Annotated in this window: 13 protein-coding genes and 1 pseudogene; 8 read left to right on the top strand and 6 right to left on the bottom strand. The window is 74.2% G+C overall.

Features of this window, described 5'->3' with window-relative positions; translation table 11 throughout:
- The first annotated feature begins 119 nt into the window (after positions 1–119).
- Positions 120–461: a hypothetical protein gene (locus tag ACFXHB_RS00085; RefSeq protein WP_380570958.1), complete on the top strand. Its 342-nt coding sequence runs from the start codon at positions 120–122 to the stop codon at positions 459–461.
- Positions 462–600: 139 nt separating this feature from the next.
- Here ACFXHB_RS00085 and ACFXHB_RS00080 read toward each other — a convergent pair whose 3' ends face one another.
- A complete protein-coding gene (locus ACFXHB_RS00080) occupies positions 601–1,191 on the bottom strand; it encodes a hypothetical protein (RefSeq protein ID WP_380570957.1) in 591 nt (196 codons plus the stop codon).
- Between the two features lie 448 nt (positions 1,192–1,639).
- On the opposite strand from ACFXHB_RS00080, the gene ACFXHB_RS00075 reads away from it, so the two are divergent.
- Both ACFXHB_RS00075 and ACFXHB_RS00070 read left to right on the top strand, forming a co-directional pair.
- A complete protein-coding gene (locus tag ACFXHB_RS00075; RefSeq protein ID WP_380570956.1) occupies positions 1,640–2,992 on the top strand; it encodes an NtaA/DmoA family FMN-dependent monooxygenase in 1,353 nt (450 codons plus the stop codon).
- Positions 2,989–4,209, top strand: coding sequence for an LLM class flavin-dependent oxidoreductase (locus ACFXHB_RS00070; protein WP_380570954.1), 1,221 nt, complete (start codon positions 2,989–2,991; stop codon positions 4,207–4,209). The genes ACFXHB_RS00075 and ACFXHB_RS00070 overlap by 4 nt, the downstream gene beginning before the upstream one ends.
- Before the next feature lie 169 nt (positions 4,210–4,378).
- Here ACFXHB_RS00070 and ACFXHB_RS00065 read toward each other — a convergent pair.
- Both ACFXHB_RS00065 and ACFXHB_RS00060 read right to left on the bottom strand, forming a co-directional pair.
- Positions 4,379–4,837 (bottom strand): annotated as a pseudogene (locus ACFXHB_RS00065) (GNAT family N-acetyltransferase); the annotation flags it as partial.
- 70 nt (positions 4,838–4,907) lie between these two features.
- Positions 4,908–5,603 (bottom strand): class I SAM-dependent methyltransferase, encoded by a 696-nt coding sequence (locus tag ACFXHB_RS00060; protein WP_380570953.1) that lies wholly within the window; start codon positions 5,601–5,603, stop codon positions 4,908–4,910.
- Positions 5,604–5,961: 358 nt separating this feature from the next.
- Between ACFXHB_RS00060 and ACFXHB_RS00055 the strand changes: the two genes are divergently transcribed.
- Positions 5,962–7,140, top strand: coding sequence for an ROK family protein (locus ACFXHB_RS00055; RefSeq protein WP_380570952.1), 1,179 nt, complete (start codon positions 5,962–5,964; stop codon positions 7,138–7,140).
- A 177-nt stretch (positions 7,141–7,317) separates the two neighbouring features.
- Here ACFXHB_RS00055 and ACFXHB_RS00050 read toward each other — a convergent pair whose 3' ends face one another.
- Positions 7,318–8,091, bottom strand: coding sequence for a GntR family transcriptional regulator (locus ACFXHB_RS00050; RefSeq protein ID WP_380570951.1), 774 nt, complete (start codon positions 8,089–8,091; stop codon positions 7,318–7,320).
- 285 nt (positions 8,092–8,376) lie between these two features.
- Here ACFXHB_RS00050 and ACFXHB_RS00045 point away from each other — a divergent pair, with 285 nt between their 5' ends.
- The 4 genes from ACFXHB_RS00045 (at position 8,377) to ACFXHB_RS00030 (ending at position 11,117) form a co-directional block, all read left to right on the top strand.
- Positions 8,377–9,180: an exodeoxyribonuclease III gene (locus tag ACFXHB_RS00045; RefSeq protein ID WP_380570950.1), complete on the top strand. Its 804-nt coding sequence runs from the start codon at positions 8,377–8,379 to the stop codon at positions 9,178–9,180.
- Positions 9,181–9,478: 298 nt separating this feature from the next.
- Positions 9,479–9,898 carry an XRE family transcriptional regulator gene (locus tag ACFXHB_RS00040; protein WP_380570949.1) on the top strand — a complete coding sequence of 140 codons (420 nt, stop codon included), beginning with the start codon at positions 9,479–9,481 and terminating at the stop codon, positions 9,896–9,898.
- 269 nt (positions 9,899–10,167) lie between these two features.
- Positions 10,168–10,560: a hypothetical protein gene (locus ACFXHB_RS00035; protein WP_380570948.1), complete on the top strand. Its 393-nt coding sequence runs from the start codon at positions 10,168–10,170 to the stop codon at positions 10,558–10,560.
- Positions 10,515–11,117: a DUF6545 domain-containing protein gene (locus ACFXHB_RS00030; RefSeq protein WP_380570946.1), complete on the top strand. Its 603-nt coding sequence runs from the start codon at positions 10,515–10,517 to the stop codon at positions 11,115–11,117. The genes ACFXHB_RS00035 and ACFXHB_RS00030 overlap by 46 nt, the downstream gene beginning before the upstream one ends.
- Positions 11,118–11,263: 146 nt before the next feature.
- On the opposite strand, the gene ACFXHB_RS00025 is transcribed toward ACFXHB_RS00030, so the two are convergent.
- Both ACFXHB_RS00025 and ACFXHB_RS00020 read right to left on the bottom strand, forming a co-directional pair.
- Positions 11,264–13,504: a tetratricopeptide repeat protein gene (locus ACFXHB_RS00025; RefSeq protein WP_380570945.1), complete on the bottom strand. Its 2,241-nt coding sequence runs from the start codon at positions 13,502–13,504 to the stop codon at positions 11,264–11,266.
- Between the two features lie 121 nt (positions 13,505–13,625).
- On the bottom strand, positions 13,626–14,834 hold the full coding sequence (locus ACFXHB_RS00020) for a hypothetical protein (protein ID WP_380570944.1): 1,209 nt from the start codon (positions 14,832–14,834) through the stop codon (positions 13,626–13,628).
- Between the last annotated feature and the right edge of the window lie 132 nt (positions 14,835–14,966).

Here is a 14,966-nt window from a genome sequence, read left to right as displayed (position 1 = left end):
CGCGTCAACCGGCCCCCTAACAACCCCCTATGTCACGGCCCCGACAGCGGCCGGAGACCGGCCCGTCTGCGAGGCTGCCAACACGGTATACCCGCGCACGGCAAGGGAGTTGGATTGACATGACCACTTACCTCATCACCGTACTGAGCAACGTGCACGAGGGTCGGGAGAACGACTTCCACGACTGGTACGAGAACACCCATATTCCGGAGATTCTCGAAGTACCGGGAGTTCTTTCGATCCGGCGGCTCGTTCTCGACGACGAACAGATCGGCGCCGACAAAGGCCACTCGCAGGCCCACTACCGCCATCTCACACTGATCGAGATAGCGACCGACGACTTCGCCGCCTCGCTCGCCGCGATCAGCACCCTGGACGGCAGCAAGGCCGCCGAACTCCTGGTGCCGGGCCAGGTGCTGGCCTCGCTGTACCGGGACCCGAAGGTGTACACCAGGCCCTGAGCCCCGCCGGCCGCGGCAGCCGCCACGGGGGCCCGCCCACCCGCCGCCGATCACCGGGGCTCGCACCACCCCGGCGACGGGTGACCCGCGCCTCGCCCTACGGTGGCGGGCCCCGCACAGCGGGCGACGTGCCGGAGCCTCAGCCCTTCGGGGCGGGGCCGGACCGGCCGAGCGCGAGTTCGAGGTTGGGCCGCTCGGCCTTGGGCGCGGAGATCCGCAGCGTCGTGTAGTCACCACCGGTCAGACCGCCGAGCGTCACCGTGGCGGGATTCGCGGCCAGACCACCGGCCGCGTTCTGCTCCCACAGCCGCCCCTTGGCGGTGGGGCTCAGCCCGCCCCAGCCCGTCCAGACCAGCCCGTCCAGCTGCGCCGCGCCCTTGCCGCAGGCCAACGGGAAGGACTTGGGCTCGGTGAGCGACCGGCCCTCGCAGCCGTAGATCCTGGCAGGCGCCGGGGCCGGCTCCGACGGCACCGCGTCCGGCGAGGTCGGCTGCGGCGCGGGCGGCACCGGAAGCGTGGGCGAGGCCGGACGCGTGGGCGAGGCCGTCGGCGCCGTCGTGGTCGGGGCCGGGTCCGTGGTCCGCACCTGGGGCGCGGAGGCGGACGGCGCCGCGGCGGTCCCAGCGCTCGAACAGCCGGCGAGCGCGAGCAGCAGCGCGACCGCACCGGCCGCGCCCACGGCCGCGTCGCGCCGTCGCCCCGCCGCCGTTCCTGTGGCCTGGCCTGACATGGTCCCCCCGGGTGGCCGGTGCGGGTGGGTCCGCACTCGAAGAAGTGCGCCCCAGGCTACCCGGAAACCCGCCGGCCGCTCCCCGATTCATCTGATGATCAACGCGTCTGACCGGGCGTCACCTCCTTCCTCGCGGGGGCGCCGAAGCCCGGGGCGCCGCGTGCGACGGTGCGCCGGGCAATCGCCGGAGGCCATCCCGCCCCCCGCGCCCGGGCCATTGCGGTCGCCCCCGCCCCGCGCGCGACGGACCGCCACCGGATCACCACACACCGCCCTCTCCCCCGCCATCACCCCCACCGCGCCCGGACGGCCGACACCCGCCCCGGACTGGAACGACTGTTCGTTTCCGTCCGTGAACAAATCGTGGATTCCGTTGCCCCGCCCACCCGGCCGTGCGCAGGATGGGTCGACCCTCGACCGGGGGGCTGACAGGAGGCGATCAACCGTCGTGCCCGGCAAGCAGATACACCTCGCCGTGTTCTTTCCCGGGATCGGGAGCAACACCGTCTGGTCCGATCCCCGGGCGGGGAGCCAGATCGACTTCGACTCGTTCCGCCATCTCGCCCGGACCGCCGAGCGCGGCAAGTTCGACTTCTTCTTCCTCGCCGAGGGGCTGCGGCTGCGCGAGCACAAGGGCGAGATCCACGATCTCGACGTGGTCGGGCGGCCGGAGGCGCTGACGGTGCTGAGCGCCCTGGCGGCCGTGACCGAGCGGATCGGCCTCGCGGCGACCGTCAACTCGACCTTCAACGAGCCGTACGAGGTCGCGCGGCGGTTCGCGACGCTGGACCACCTGAGCGAGGGCCGGGCGGCCTGGAACGTGGTGACCAGCTGGGACGACTTCACCGGGGAGAACTTCCGCCGGGGCGGCTTCCTCGCGGAATCGGACCGGTACGCCCGGGCGGCCGAGTTCCTCGCCACGGCGAAGGAATTGTGGGACAGCTGGGCATCCGACGAGCTGCCGCCGGACCGGCCGGGCGGGCGGTTCGTCCGGGCCGGGGCGGGCGAGTTCGCCCACCGGGGCGAGCACTTCGACATCGCCGGACGCTTCAACACCCCCCGTCCGCCGCAGGGGCACCCGGTGGTCATCCAGGCCGGCGACTCCCCGCAGGGCCGGGAGTTCGCCGCCTCCGACGCCGACGTGATCTTCAGCCGCTACGGCCGGCTCGACGAGGCGCAGGAGTTCTACCGGGACGTCAAGAGCCGGCTCGCCGCCCACGGCCGCGCCCCGGAGGAGCTGAAGATCCTGCCCTCGGTGACCTACGTCCTCGGCGACACCACCGAGGAGGCGCACGAGCGCGCCGCCGAGATCCGCCGGGCGCAGATCGGCCCGCGGACGGCGATCGCCCATCTGGAGGCGATCTGGGGCCGCGACCTCTCCGACCACGATCCGGACGGCCCGCTGCCGGACATCGAGCCCGACCCGGAGAGCCTGCTGCTCAAGGGACACGCCCAGTTCCGCGGCGACCGCGCGGCGACCGCCCGGAAGTGGCGCGAACTCGCGAAGGAGCGCGGACTGAGCATCCGGGAGCTGGTCACCGAGGTCACCGGGAAGCAGACCTTCATCGGCACCCCGCGCGAAGTCGCCGACGCGATGGACGCGTTCGTCCAGAGCGACGGCTCGGACGGCTTCGTGATCACCACTCACCTCACTCCCGGCGGGCTGGACGAACTGGTCGACCGCGTGGTGCCGCTGCTCCAGGAGAAGGGCGTGTACCGCGCCGACTACTCCGGCACCACGCTCCGCGACCACCTCGGGCTCAAGGCCCCCCGGCGACAGACCCAGGAGACCACCTCGTGACCCGGCAGCACCGGCCCCCGCTCCACCTCGCCGTCGCCCTGGACGGCGCCGGCTGGCACCCCGCCGCCTGGCGCGCCGAGGGCGCCCGGCCGGACGGGCTGTTCACCGCCGACTACTGGACCGACCTGGTCACGGAGGCCGAACGCGGGCTGCTCGACCTGGTGACCTTCGAGGACTCCCTGTCCGTCCAGTCCGCCGACCTCACCGGGCCGGACGGGCGGACCGACCAGGTCCGCGGCCGGCTGGACGCCGTCCTGGTGGCGAGCCGGGTGGCGCCGCTCACCACCCGGATCGGGCTCGTCCCGACCACCAACGTCACCCACACCGAGCCGTTCCACCTCTCCACCGCCATCGCCACCCTCGACTTCGCCAGCCGGGGCCGGGCCGGCTGGCGGCCCCAGCTCTCCTCCCGCGCCGACGACGCGGCCCTCTTCGGGCGCCGCACCACCCCGCGGATCACCGCCGCCGACGTCGGCGTGCCCGGCGGGATCGCCCGACGGCTGCGGCCCCTGTTCGACGAGGCCGCCGACGCCGTCGAGGTGGTGCGGCGGCTCTGGGACAGCTGGGAGGACGACGCCGAGATCCGTGACGCGGCGACCGGCCGGTTCATCGACCGCGACCGGCTGCACCCGGTCGACTTCAGCGGCGAGCACTTCAGCGTCCGCGGCCCCTCCATCACCCCGCGCCCGCCGCAGGGTCAGCCGCTGGTCGCCGTCCTCGCGCACGCCGGAGTCCCGTACGAACTGGCCGCGCGGGGCGCGGACCTGGCCTTCCTCACCCCGCACTCCCGCGAGGGATCGGTCACGGCCCTGGGTGACCTCGAAACGGCGAAGGCCACGGTCGGCCGACCGGCCGGCCTCCCGCTCAGGGTCTTCGCCGACCTGCTGGTGTTCCTGGACGACCGCCCCGGCGCCGCCGCCGAACGCAAGGAGCGGCTGGACGGGCTGAACGGCGCGCCGCTGCGCTCGGACGCCGAGATCTTCACCGGGACGCCGTCCGAACTCGCCGACCTGCTGCTCGACCGGCAGGAGGTCGGGCTGGACGGCTTCCGGCTGCGCCCCGGCGAGCTGCCGCACGACCTCGCGGCCGTCACCCGCGGGCTCGTCCCCGAACTCCAGCGGCGGTCGGCGTTCCGCACCGGCTACACGGCGGACACCCTGCGCGGCCACCTCGGCCTCGCCCGCCCCGCCAACCGGTACGCCGCCGGCCGGGTCTGACGGGGCCCGCGGCGGTCCGCCGTCCACCCGCCACCGGGCTCCCGGGCCCGGTGGCGGGTGGACGGCTCCGGCAGCCCGCCGCACCGGCGCCGCTGCATGCCGGTGTTCCCTTCTTGTACCGGTTCTTGTACCGGCCGCCCCCGTGTACCGGTGCCCCTCGTGTACCCGGTCAGACGTCCAACGGCTTGGCCCAGCGCGTCCACTGCGGCTGCGGCCCGTACCCGGCCGTCTGCCAGGTGCGCTGCCCCTGGGCGTTGTCGTCGAGCACCATCGCGTCGGCGCGGCGCCCGCCGAGAGCGGTGAAGCGGGCCTCGGCGGCCGCGAGCAGCGCCGCGCCGATGCCCCGCCGGCGGTACTCCGGGTCGACGGCGAGACGGTAGAGGTGGCAGCGCCAGCCGTCCCAGCCCGCGATCACGGTGCCGACCACGGTCGTCGGGTCCTCGGCGGGAGTGGCGACGATCAGGCACTGCGGGTCGCGCCCGAGCAGGGCCGCCACCCCGTCGGCGTCGTCCGTGATGCTGGTCCCCTTGGCCGCGCGCGCCCAGAGGGCGAGCAGGGCGGGGATCTCGTCGGGGGTGGCGGTGCGCAAGGTGATGTCGGCGGTCATGACGGCGTGTCTACCAGGGGCCCGACCCGACCGCCGGAAATTTCACGGTACGGAACCCCGGCCCCGGCCCGCCTCACCCGGCCGGCCCGCTTCACCCGGCCGGCGCGGCGAGCTCCCAGACCGTCGTGGTCTTCGACTCGGCGTCCTCCAGGTCCGCCACGACCGGCACCCGGTAGGCGGCCAGCTCCGTGAAGCGCCCGCGCGGCAGATACGCCCGACCCGGGTCGCCGACGAGCACCACCGCGCCGCGCGCCCGGGCCCGTTCCAGGAACGGCAGGAACCGCTCCGCCATCGCGCGCTCGTAGAAGACGTCCCCGGCGAGCACCACGTCGGCCGGGGCGCCGTCCCCGTCCAGCAGGTCCTCCACCGCGGCCGCGACCTGCACGCCGTTGGCCTGCGCGTTGATGCCGATGGCCGCCACCGCGTACGCGTCGATCTCGGCGGCGCGCACCGAACGCGCGCCCCGCATCGCCGCCGCGATCGCCACCAGCCCGGACCCGGCCGCCAGGTCCAGCACCGTCCGCCCGGCCACCACCTCGGGGTGGTCGAGCACGTAGCGCGCCACCCCGACCCCGCCCGCCCAGGCGAAGGCCCAGAACGGCGGCGCCAGCCCCACCTCACCCCGCGCCCGCTCGGTCGTCTCCCAGAGCTCGATGGCGTCGTCGGCCATGTAGAGGCTGATCTCGGGCACGAAGGGCACGGGCGCGGGCTTCGTCTCGCTCCGCACGAAGTCCCGGTCGGACGGCATCGTCAGGCCCGGACGGCCGGTGCCCGTCTCGTTCAACATGCCCGCAGCATAGAGGTTCTCCGGCAGCCGGCCGCGCACCCGAGCAGCGTGGGACCGGGCACCGGCCGATGGTGCCGGCGGGGTCGCAGGAGCATCCCGTGACGCGCTGGAACCCCGGATCACGCACGGCCACCCGGTGCGTACCATTTCGATACCGAAGCCTGGATGAGCTGCGAAGATGCTCGCCCGCCGGCCCCGGGCACGGGTAGCATCCGGCACGAGCCCTCCGGGTCCGGCGCAGGCGGCCCAGCGCTGTCGTGCCGCGTTCCGGGGGCGGACTCTCGCGGGACATTCGGTGGTCACCGCGCACTCGGCACCGCGCGCCAGAGCTGTCGCGCGAACGGCGAAGGGCAGCGTCTTGGCGGATCGGCTCACCGGAGGAGACTCCTCGCTGCTGCGGCGTATCAACGCGGCGGTCACGCTTCGGGCGCTGCGGGCCGGCCACTCGGTGACCCTCACTCAGCTGGTCGGGGACACCGGGTTGTCCCGGCCCACGGTGGAGGGTGTGATCGAGGGGCTGGTCGAGACCGGCCTGGTCGCCGAGGTGGACCAGCCCCAGAACGGCGGCCAGCCCGGCAGTGGCCGGCGGGGCAGACCGGCCCGCTGGTTCCGGTTCCGCGCCGAGGCCGGTCACATCCTCGGCGTCGAGATCGGGGTGCACGACCTGCGGGTCGTCCTGGCCGACCTCACCGGCCAGGTGGTGGGCAGTCACTTCCGCCCGATCGAGGAGACCCTGGACGCGGAGGAACGGCTGAGCGCCGTCCGCACGGCGGTCGCCGAGGTGCTGCGCAAGGCCTGCGTCTCCCGGGACAACCTGTGGGCGGTCGGCGTCGGCACCCCCGGCATCGTCGACCGCGACGGCACCGTCCAGCTCGGCACCGCCATGCCCGGCTGGACCGGCCTGGACCTGGGCGCCCGGCTGCGCCGCTCGTTCCGCTGCCCGGTCATGATCGAGAACGATGCCAACCTGGCCGCCATCGCCGAGCACTGGCAGGGCGCGGCGGTGGGCGCGGACGACGTCGTCTTCGTGATGGCCGGTCTGAGCCCCGGCGCAGGCTCGCTGATCAACGGTCGCCTGCACCGCGGCTTCGGCGGCGCGGCCGGCGAGATCGGCGCGCTGCACCTACTCGGCCAGGAGGTCACCCCCGAGCGGCTGCTCTCCACCACCGGCAAGCCGCTCAACCCGCTGGACGAGGCGGCCGTCGCCCGGGTGCTGAGGCTCGCCCGCGAGGGCGACGAGGTGGCGAAGGTCGCGATGGACCGCTTCCTGACCCGCCTGGTGCAGAGCGTGGCGGCCCTGGTACTGGCGATCGACCCCCAGCTGGTGGTCGTCGGCGGTTGGGCCGCCGGACTCGACGGTGTCCTGGAGCCGCTGCGCGAGCGCCTCGCGGAGTTCACGCTGCGGGCGCCCGAGGTGGCGCTGGCCGCGCTCGGCTCGGAGGTCGTCGCGATGGGCGCCCTGCGGGTGGCGCTCGACCAGGTGGAGGAGCAGCTCTTCGCCGTCGACCCGCCGACCGGCGCGACCGCCCGCGGCTGACCGGCCGGTGCCGCCCGGGGTGGACCCCCGGGCGGCACCGGGCAGCACCGGGCAGCACCGGGCAGCACCGGGCAGCACCGGAACGACTCGGGCCAGGAACTCGGGCCCCGGAACGGCTCAGGCCCGAACGCCTGTGGGGGCGTCCGGGCCTGGGCCTGAGGGTGTGCCGGAAATGGTTCAGGAGGCGGTGCGCACCCCGGTGGCGGCACCGACGGGGGTGACCTCCACCAGGCCGGTCTCGCCGAAGGTGAGCTTGCAGGTGTCGGCGCGGTAGGTGGAGACGGCCAGCGCGACCAGGCGGCCCGCGGCCGCGTACTGGGTGGTCATCACCAGCACCGGCGAGCCCGGCGGTCGCTCCAGCAGGGCGGCCTGCTGGGCCTCGGCGACACCCAGCTCGACCGAGCGGGACTCGCCGTCGACCTCCAGGCGCTCCAGCTGGCGCAGCACCGAGCGGGCCCGGTCGCTCTCGGCCCGGAAGCCGGGCAGGTGCGGCAACGCGGAGGCCGGCACGTGCAGCGACTCGGTCGCCATGTTCTGGCCCTGCACGATGCGGACCCGGCGGACGGTGTGCACGGTGGCGCCCTCGGCGATGCCGAGACCCTTGGCGAGCTGCGGCGTGGCCGGCGCGGTGGTGCAGTCCACCGTGCGCCAGGACTGGCTGCGGGCGGTGCCGGGCCAGCCCTCCTCGTGGCGGCTGACCGGGACGCCGACCCGCGGGGCGGCGACCAGGGTGCCGATGCCCCGGCGACGGACCAGCCGGCCCTCCAGCTCCAGCTGGTCGAGCGCCTGGCGCAGGGTGGCCCGGGCGACCCCGAAGCGGGCGGAGAGCTCGCGCTCGTTGGGGAGGACCTGTCCGGTGGAGAACTCCGTGTCGATCGCGCGGAGCAGCACCGTGCGCAGGTGCCAGTACTTCGGTTCCGGTACCGCCGTGAGCTGCCCTGTCGTTCCCACCGTGGCCTCCACCCTGCTGTGTCCACCCTGCCGAAAGGAGGGCGGACCCGGCCCGCTGCCCGCTGGTTGCGGCAGGTGGGAGAGCGGGCTTTATCCGTCCTTCTTTATTAAAGGTCTTTGCAGTAAGTGACCCTAGGGGCTGTGTCGGGAGATGGTCAAGACCAATGACGGCGCTTGGTGCGGATGTCGCGCGGATTCATGCCGCGTTCACGACAGGTCGACATCCGGACGGTGCCCGACCGCGTCGGTCCGCGGCCCGGACAGCGGGATCGGTAGGCTGCCCGGGTGATCGTGGTGACGAGTGTGAACGTGAACGGAATCCGGGCAGCGGCCAAGAAGGGCTTCATCGAGTGGCTGGCGGCCACCGAGGCGGACGTGATCTGCCTGCAGGAGGTGCGCTCCGAACCCGAGCAGCTGCCCGCGGAGCTGCGCGACCTGGACGGCTGGCACGCGGTCTGGGCGCCGTCGGCCGCCAAGGGACGCGCGGGCGTCGCCGTGCTGTCGCGGCGGGAGCCGGAGCGCACGGCGATCGGATTCGAATCGGCGGAATTCGACAATTCGGGCAGGTATGTCGAAATCGACCTGCCGGGGCTGACCGTGGCCAGCCTCTATCTCCCCTCCGGCGAAGTCGGTACCGAACGCCAGGAGGAGAAGGAACGCTTCATGGCGGAGTTCCTGGTGCACCTCGGCAAACTCCGCACCCGGGCCGCCGCCGAGGGCCGGGAGGTCGTCGTCTGCGGCGACTGGAACATCGCCCACCGCCCGGAGGACCTGAAGAACTGGAAGGCCAACCAGAAGGCCGCCGGCTTCCTCCCCGAGGAGCGCGCCTGGCTCACCCGCGTCTACGACGAGGCCGGCTACGTCGACGTCGTCCGCCGCCTCCACCCCGACCGCACCGGCCCCTACTCCTGGTGGTCCTACCGCGGCCGGGCCTTCGACAACGACTCGGGCTGGCGGATCGACCTGCAGGTCGCCACTCCCGGGCTGGCCGCCAAGGCGACCGACGCCCGCGTCGAACGTGCCGACACCCACGCCGAGCGCTGGAGCGACCACGCGCCGGTGACCGTGGGCTACGACCTGACGCCCTGACCCCGCGCCGACGGCCACGGACGCCGTGGGGCCCCGCTTTCCGGAGCGGGGCCCCACGGCCGTCGGCCGACGGGCCCCGGCTCCCCTCCTCCGCTCCGGCGGACGGCGTCGCCGTCGGTCTTCCCGACGGGGCGGCGACGCCCTCGATCGCCGCTCGGCCCCGGACACCGGGGCGGCGGAGCCGGCCGATGCGCGCGGCCCCCGTCTTCTCGACGGGGCACCTAGAATGAGGGACCATCGCGAGTGGTCGGTCCGCGCACGCACCGACGTGCGCACGGGGTGAGGGAAGAGGTGTGCCGTGCCCGACGCAGGCTCCGTTGCGTCCACGCTCGCGGCGAAGCTGGACCGGCTGTTCGACGTGGTCCGCCGGCCCGATCGCGAGCCGTACACCCACGAGGAGGTCGCCCGGGCCTGTCGGGAGGCGACCGGTGAGAGCTTCTCGGCCACCTACCTCTGGCAGCTGCGGACCGGCCGCCGGGACAATCCGACGAAACGTCACCTCGAAGCACTGGCGCAGTTCTTCCAGGTGCCGCCGATGTACTTCTTCGACGACCGGCAGAGCGCGCGGATCGCCGAGGAGTTGGCACTGCTGGGCGCGCTGCGCGACGCGGGCGTACGGGACGTGGCGTTGCGCGCGGTGGCGCTCTCGCCCGAAGGGCTGGGCACGATCAGCGACATGATCGAGGCCATCGCCCGCCGCGAGGCCGGTGGCAGGTAGCGGCTATCGGTGTCGAATCGGTTCTCCCGCCGCTCCCCCGTCCGTAGGATCACCTCCCGACCGAGGGCGGTCGGACACCAGGGGGTACGGGCGTGGGGAATTCGGGTGGGGTCGATCACGAACTCTGGCGGCGATGTCGGGGGATCGCGGAGTCGATACCGCTTCCCGAACCGTTCGACATCACGGCGCTGACCGAGTCGCTCACGCGGTCGCGCGGCAGACCCATCGAGCTGATCCCCCTCTCCGGCCCGTCCCCCTCACCGTGCGGCGTGCTGATCAGCACCGACCGGGCCGACTACATCGGCTACGCGGTCGACACCACGGCACTGCACCAACAGCACATCGTGCTGCACGAGATCGGCCATCTGCTCTGCGGTCACACCGGGAGCTCGGGGAGCACCGGCGGCCCGGACGGCCCGGGGCTGAGCGTGACGGTGTCGCGCGCCCTGGCGCCCCGACTGCCGGAGGAGCTGGTCCGCCGGGTGCTCGGCCGGTCGGTGTACACGGAGCGGCAGGAGCAGGAGGCGGAACTCTTCGCCTCCCTGGCACTCCACCGCGTGCTGCGACGTCCCCGGTCGGCGGCGTTCGGCCGACTCGGTGACGGGATCGCGCGGTTGTGGCACGCGGTCGGCCGGCCGCGCGACACGGCGCGGCGCGGGTGACCGGGTTGCCGGTACCGGCAACCCGCCGGACCGGTGCGGCCACCCGCCGGCAGGACTGGGGCGGACGGGTACGCGCCCGGCGCGCCCATCACAGGATCGGCCCGCTCTGGTGGGCGCTTCGCTCGGTGGTTCCGGAGATCGAACTCCTCACCCAGGACGAGTACTTCGGGCGGGCGCGGAAGCACCGGCGGGACATCCGGTTCGCCCTCTACCGGCGGATCATCGAGATCCGGGACGGCCAGCTCTCCCTCCGCTCCCATCTGCATCCCCAGGTGCCGGTCTGGGTGGCGGAGGTGATCGGACCGGCCCGCGACGAGGAGTTCGCCGTCGTGGTGGAGGCGGCCGCCATCGCCGCCGTACTGGAGGCGGCCCGGGCCCGGCACCACTTCCCCGCCGGCCCCGGCGAGGGGTTCGTACCGCACCCGCTGGTGGCCGAACTCCGCGAGGAGGCGGCCTGGTTGGTCAGGGTGGCCGCCGCCTACACCGGTTCGCCGGCCGTGTCCCACGTCCGCCGGCGGGTCCGCGAGGAGCTGGCCAGGGCCGCGGTGCCGCACTGACCCGTGGCCACCGGGGGCCCGCCTTCCCACCGGCTTCCACCGGCTTCCACCGGCCCACCCCGCCTTCGCCGGCCCGGCACGCCTGCGCCGGCCCGCCGCACGGGAGGTGGCGGCGGGCCGGCGAGGACAGCGGGGACGCGGGCGGCTCAGGCCCGGGCCAGCTCCGGCATCAGGTCGTACACCTGCTCGGCGGAGTCGGGATCGGCCTCCAGGCAGGCGAGCAGATCGGCCCTGGCGTGGTCCGCCCGGTCGAGTCCGATCAGGCAACGGGCCCGCTGCAGCCGGGCGTCCACGTCCTCGGTGGAGTCGATCACCTCGTCGAGCAACCGGAGGGCCTCGCCGAAACGTCCGGCATCGTGGTGCACCACCGCCAGGTTGAACCGCATGCCGGGCTCCGCGGAGAGTTCGACGGCGCGTGTCAGACTGGCCCCGGCCCCCTCCAGGTCTCCCTCCTGGTAGCGGAGTTCACCGGTCAGCGCCCACGCCTGGGCGCAGTCGGGATCGGCGGCGAGCGCGGCCGCGTAGGCCTCGGCGGCAGCCGCGGTGTCACCCTCGGCGACCAGCAGCTGTCCCTTCAGGCAGAGCAGTCGGGGGTCCTCCGGGTCGCTCGCGAGTCCGGCCCGGACATCCTCCCGGGCGCCCGGGTGCTCGCCCGCTTCGAGCAGCAGGGCGGCCCGGTTCAGGCGGGCGTCGCCGAACTCCGGATCGAGCTGGAGGACGTACCCGAAGTCCGCCACCGCGGCTTCGGTGTCGCCGAGTTCGGCCAGCACGTCGGCGCGGTTGAAGTACGCCTCGGGGAAGGGCGGCGAGAGCCGGATGGCCCGGTCGTAGTCGGCCAGCGCCTCCTCCGGCCGGCCGAGGTCGCGCCAGAGCGCGCCCCGGTCGAAGTAGTACTCGGAGTAGTTGGGGTCGCACGCGATCACGGCGGTGTAGTCGGCGACGGCCTCGGCGTGACGGCGCAGGCCCGCGTACACCTGCGCGCGGTTGTAGCGGAGCACGGAGCGGTGCAGTGCGTGCTCGTGCGGCTCCAGGGTCTCGTCGAGTCGCGCGATGCAGCCGTCGAGCAGCTCCAACGCCGCGTCGAGGCGGCCCTGGTGGACCTCGATCAGCGCGAGCCCGTTGCGGTTGAACACGACGCGCGCCTCCCGCTCCTTCGGGTCCGGGTGCCAACTGGCGAAGGCGATCGCCTGGTTGACCCAGGCACGGGCGAGCTGGTGGTCGCGCCGGGAGGCGTCGAAGTGCCGGGTGTGCAGCATCGCCGTGGCGTATGCGGCCTGCATGTGGACCTCGGGCGAGGCGCTGAGCGCCCGGGCCTCGTCGTACAGCGGCAGCGCCCGCTCGGCCAGGCCGAGGGCGGCGAACGAGGTGGTCATCTTGGTGGTGAAGGCCCACCAGTTGGTCGGGTCGCTCTCGTGGGTGACCAGCCGCCGGCCCCGCTCGCCGATGTCCACGACGGCGTGGTAGAAGCCGAGGTCCATGCAGTGGTCGAGGGCGTGGCGCAGCGTGTCGGCGCCGGCGCCGGTGGGGTCGCTGCCGTGCTCCGCGTGCCAGCCGATGGCGCCCAGCCGCAGGGACGACTCGCCGACCGTCTCCAGTTCGGCCCGCCGGAGGTCGTGCAGCCGGGCGCGTTCGGCGTCCGGCACGGCCAGGTAGGCGGCGAGCTCCTCGGGGTCGTCGCCGACGCCGTCGGCGGCGACGTGGGCGCGGGCGAGCGCGGCGGTGCGGGCCGCCGTCCGGGAGGCGTCCCCGCCCGGGGCGCCGTTCGCCGGCCCGTCCTGCTCCGACGCACCGGCGTCCGGCACGTCGAGCGGCGCGCAGTGGGCGGCGAGCGCGGCCGGCAGCACCTCGGTCCCGGGGCCCGCGGGGTGCTCCAGCGGCTCGGTCCCGGTGGTGACCACCACGGTGAGCAGCTCCGGATCGATCCGCCGCAGCAGGACGGCGAGGAACTCGCCGTCGGTGGGGTCGGCCCGGTGGGCGTCCTCGACGATCAGCGCGCGCGGGCCCGGTCCGGCCGCGCGCAGGTAGGCCTCCAGGAACTCGACCAGGCCGTGGGCGATCCGCAGGGTGCGCAGCGCGGAGTAGAACCTGGTCCGCTCCTTGGGGACCGCCAGCGAGGTCAGCGTCTCGCGGGTCGCGGGCACCAGGCCGTGCAGCTCGGGCGTGGTGGAGAGGATCTCGATGTCGTGCCCGGTGACGGCCTCGGGACAGCGTGCGAGCGCGTCCGGGACGATCGCGCGCAGGATCGAGCCGACCGCCGTGTAGGGCCCGCGCAGGCGGCGGTCGGCGTTCACCACGGCGAGGACGGGCGGCAGGTCGAGCCCCTCGCGGGCGGCGGCGCGGTCGGGGCGCCGGGCGGCGCGGACCCAGTGGTGACGGTGCTCGGCCATGGCGCAGCTGCCTTTCGTACTTTCGTGCGAGGACGGGATGGCGTGGGTGGGCGCGGTAGCGGGGCCCGACGGCGGGCGGTGGATGGCGGGCGGTGGGCGGCGGCCGGTGGCGCGGCCGGGGTCAGGCGACGCGGGCCGCCCGGGCCGCGCGCCGTTCCCGGGCGGCGAGGACGACGACGGCGGCGGTCTGCCCCAGGCTGAGGAGCATCAGGGCGAGCGAGTCGAGGCGGCCCGCCACCGAGGCCTGGCCGCTCAGCCGCATCCACACGTCGTGCAGCAGCCGGTAGGCGGTCGGCACGACGACTCCGGCGAACATCGTGAGGGTGAACGCGTAGCCCACGACCATCAGCCAGGCGTACCAGCGGGCGGCCCTCCGGTCCACCGGGTGGTGGGCGGAGAGGTCCAGCGGCGGCCGCCCGGTCACCCGCCGGACCGCGTTGCGCAGGACGTCGGCCGCGGCGGCGTGGAGGTTGACGCTGCCCAGCAACGTACCGAGCAGGACGTAGAGGTCGGTCCGCAGGTAGAAGAAGCCCTGCCAGGCGAGGCGCAGCACCGTGGCGTAGGCGATCGCGAGGCAGAACGACGCGACTCCGTCGGCGGCGCCGAGCGTGGCGTCGGCGACGAGGGTGAGGACGGCGATCGCCAGCACGTCCGCCAGCATGCCCGCCATGATCGGCAGGTAGCGCTGCCGCCGGGGCACGCTGACCAGTCCGTCGAGCGAGGTCTCCAGGACCAGGTAGACCAGGCGGCGGCCCACGGAGAGCTTCGACCGCAGGCCGAGCCGGCGGCCGGCCAGCGCGTGGAAGGACTCGTGCAGGGCGAGCAGCGGCACCTGGCCGAGGAACAGCACCACCACGACCAGGGTGTAGGACGGGCTGAAGAAGATCTTGTCGATGGTCGGGACCAGTCGGGGGACCCGGATCATCTCGACGACGGCGAGGGCCGTCACGAGCGCGTAGCCGATCAGGGCCGGCCGGCTGAACACCAGGCGGCCCAGCCGCTGCCAGCGCACCGGCGCGGTCTCCTCCGCCGGGGCGTCGGCGGGGCGGACGAGGTCGAGGTCCGCGAGGGCCTCGATCAGGTCGGCGATGTCGACGCTCTCGCCGTGCACGGCCTCGTAGCGCGCGGCGGCCGCGCGCGGCGTGGCGCCGTCGGCGAGCATCCGGACCAGTTCGGCGCCGTCGGCCGGGAACACGGCGTACGTGTCGGTCTCCGGGCTGCCGATGGTGACCTCGTCGGCCTCGGCCAGGTAGACGAGCCGGCGCAGTGGCACCGGGCGGTCCAGGTCGAGACCGGGGGCGTCGGAGCTGCTGTCCACATCGGCGTGCACGGATCCTCCTGCGGGAGGTGGGCGGAGGGCGGGGTGGTGGGGTGGGGGGCCGCCACAGCCAGAAGGGGCGCCCCCCCCCCCCCCCCCCCCCCCCGGCGGGTTATAAAAGCCACAGAGGCGCCCCCCCCATGA

Origin of the sequence: Kitasatospora sp. NPDC059327, assembly GCF_042752535.1 — a bacterium.
GTDB lineage: Bacteria > Actinomycetota > Actinomycetes > Streptomycetales > Streptomycetaceae > Kitasatospora.
The sequence above is the reverse complement of the archived record's forward strand: the minus strand, read 5'-3'. Positions and strand labels throughout refer to the sequence as shown.

Coding starts and splice junctions, on each gene's coding strand:
- ACFXHB_RS00060 (WP_380570953.1), bottom strand. CDS start 5,603: ATGTTGAACGAGACGGGCACCGGCCGTCCGGGCCTGACGATGCCGTCC.
- ACFXHB_RS00085 (WP_380570958.1), top strand. CDS start 120: ATGACCACTTACCTCATCACCGTACTGAGCAACGTGCACGAGGGTCGG.
- ACFXHB_RS00080 (WP_380570957.1), bottom strand. CDS start 1,191: ATGTCAGGCCAGGCCACAGGAACGGCGGCGGGGCGACGGCGCGACGCG.
- ACFXHB_RS00025 (WP_380570945.1), bottom strand. CDS start 13,504: ATGGCCGAGCACCGTCACCACTGGGTCCGCGCCGCCCGGCGCCCCGAC.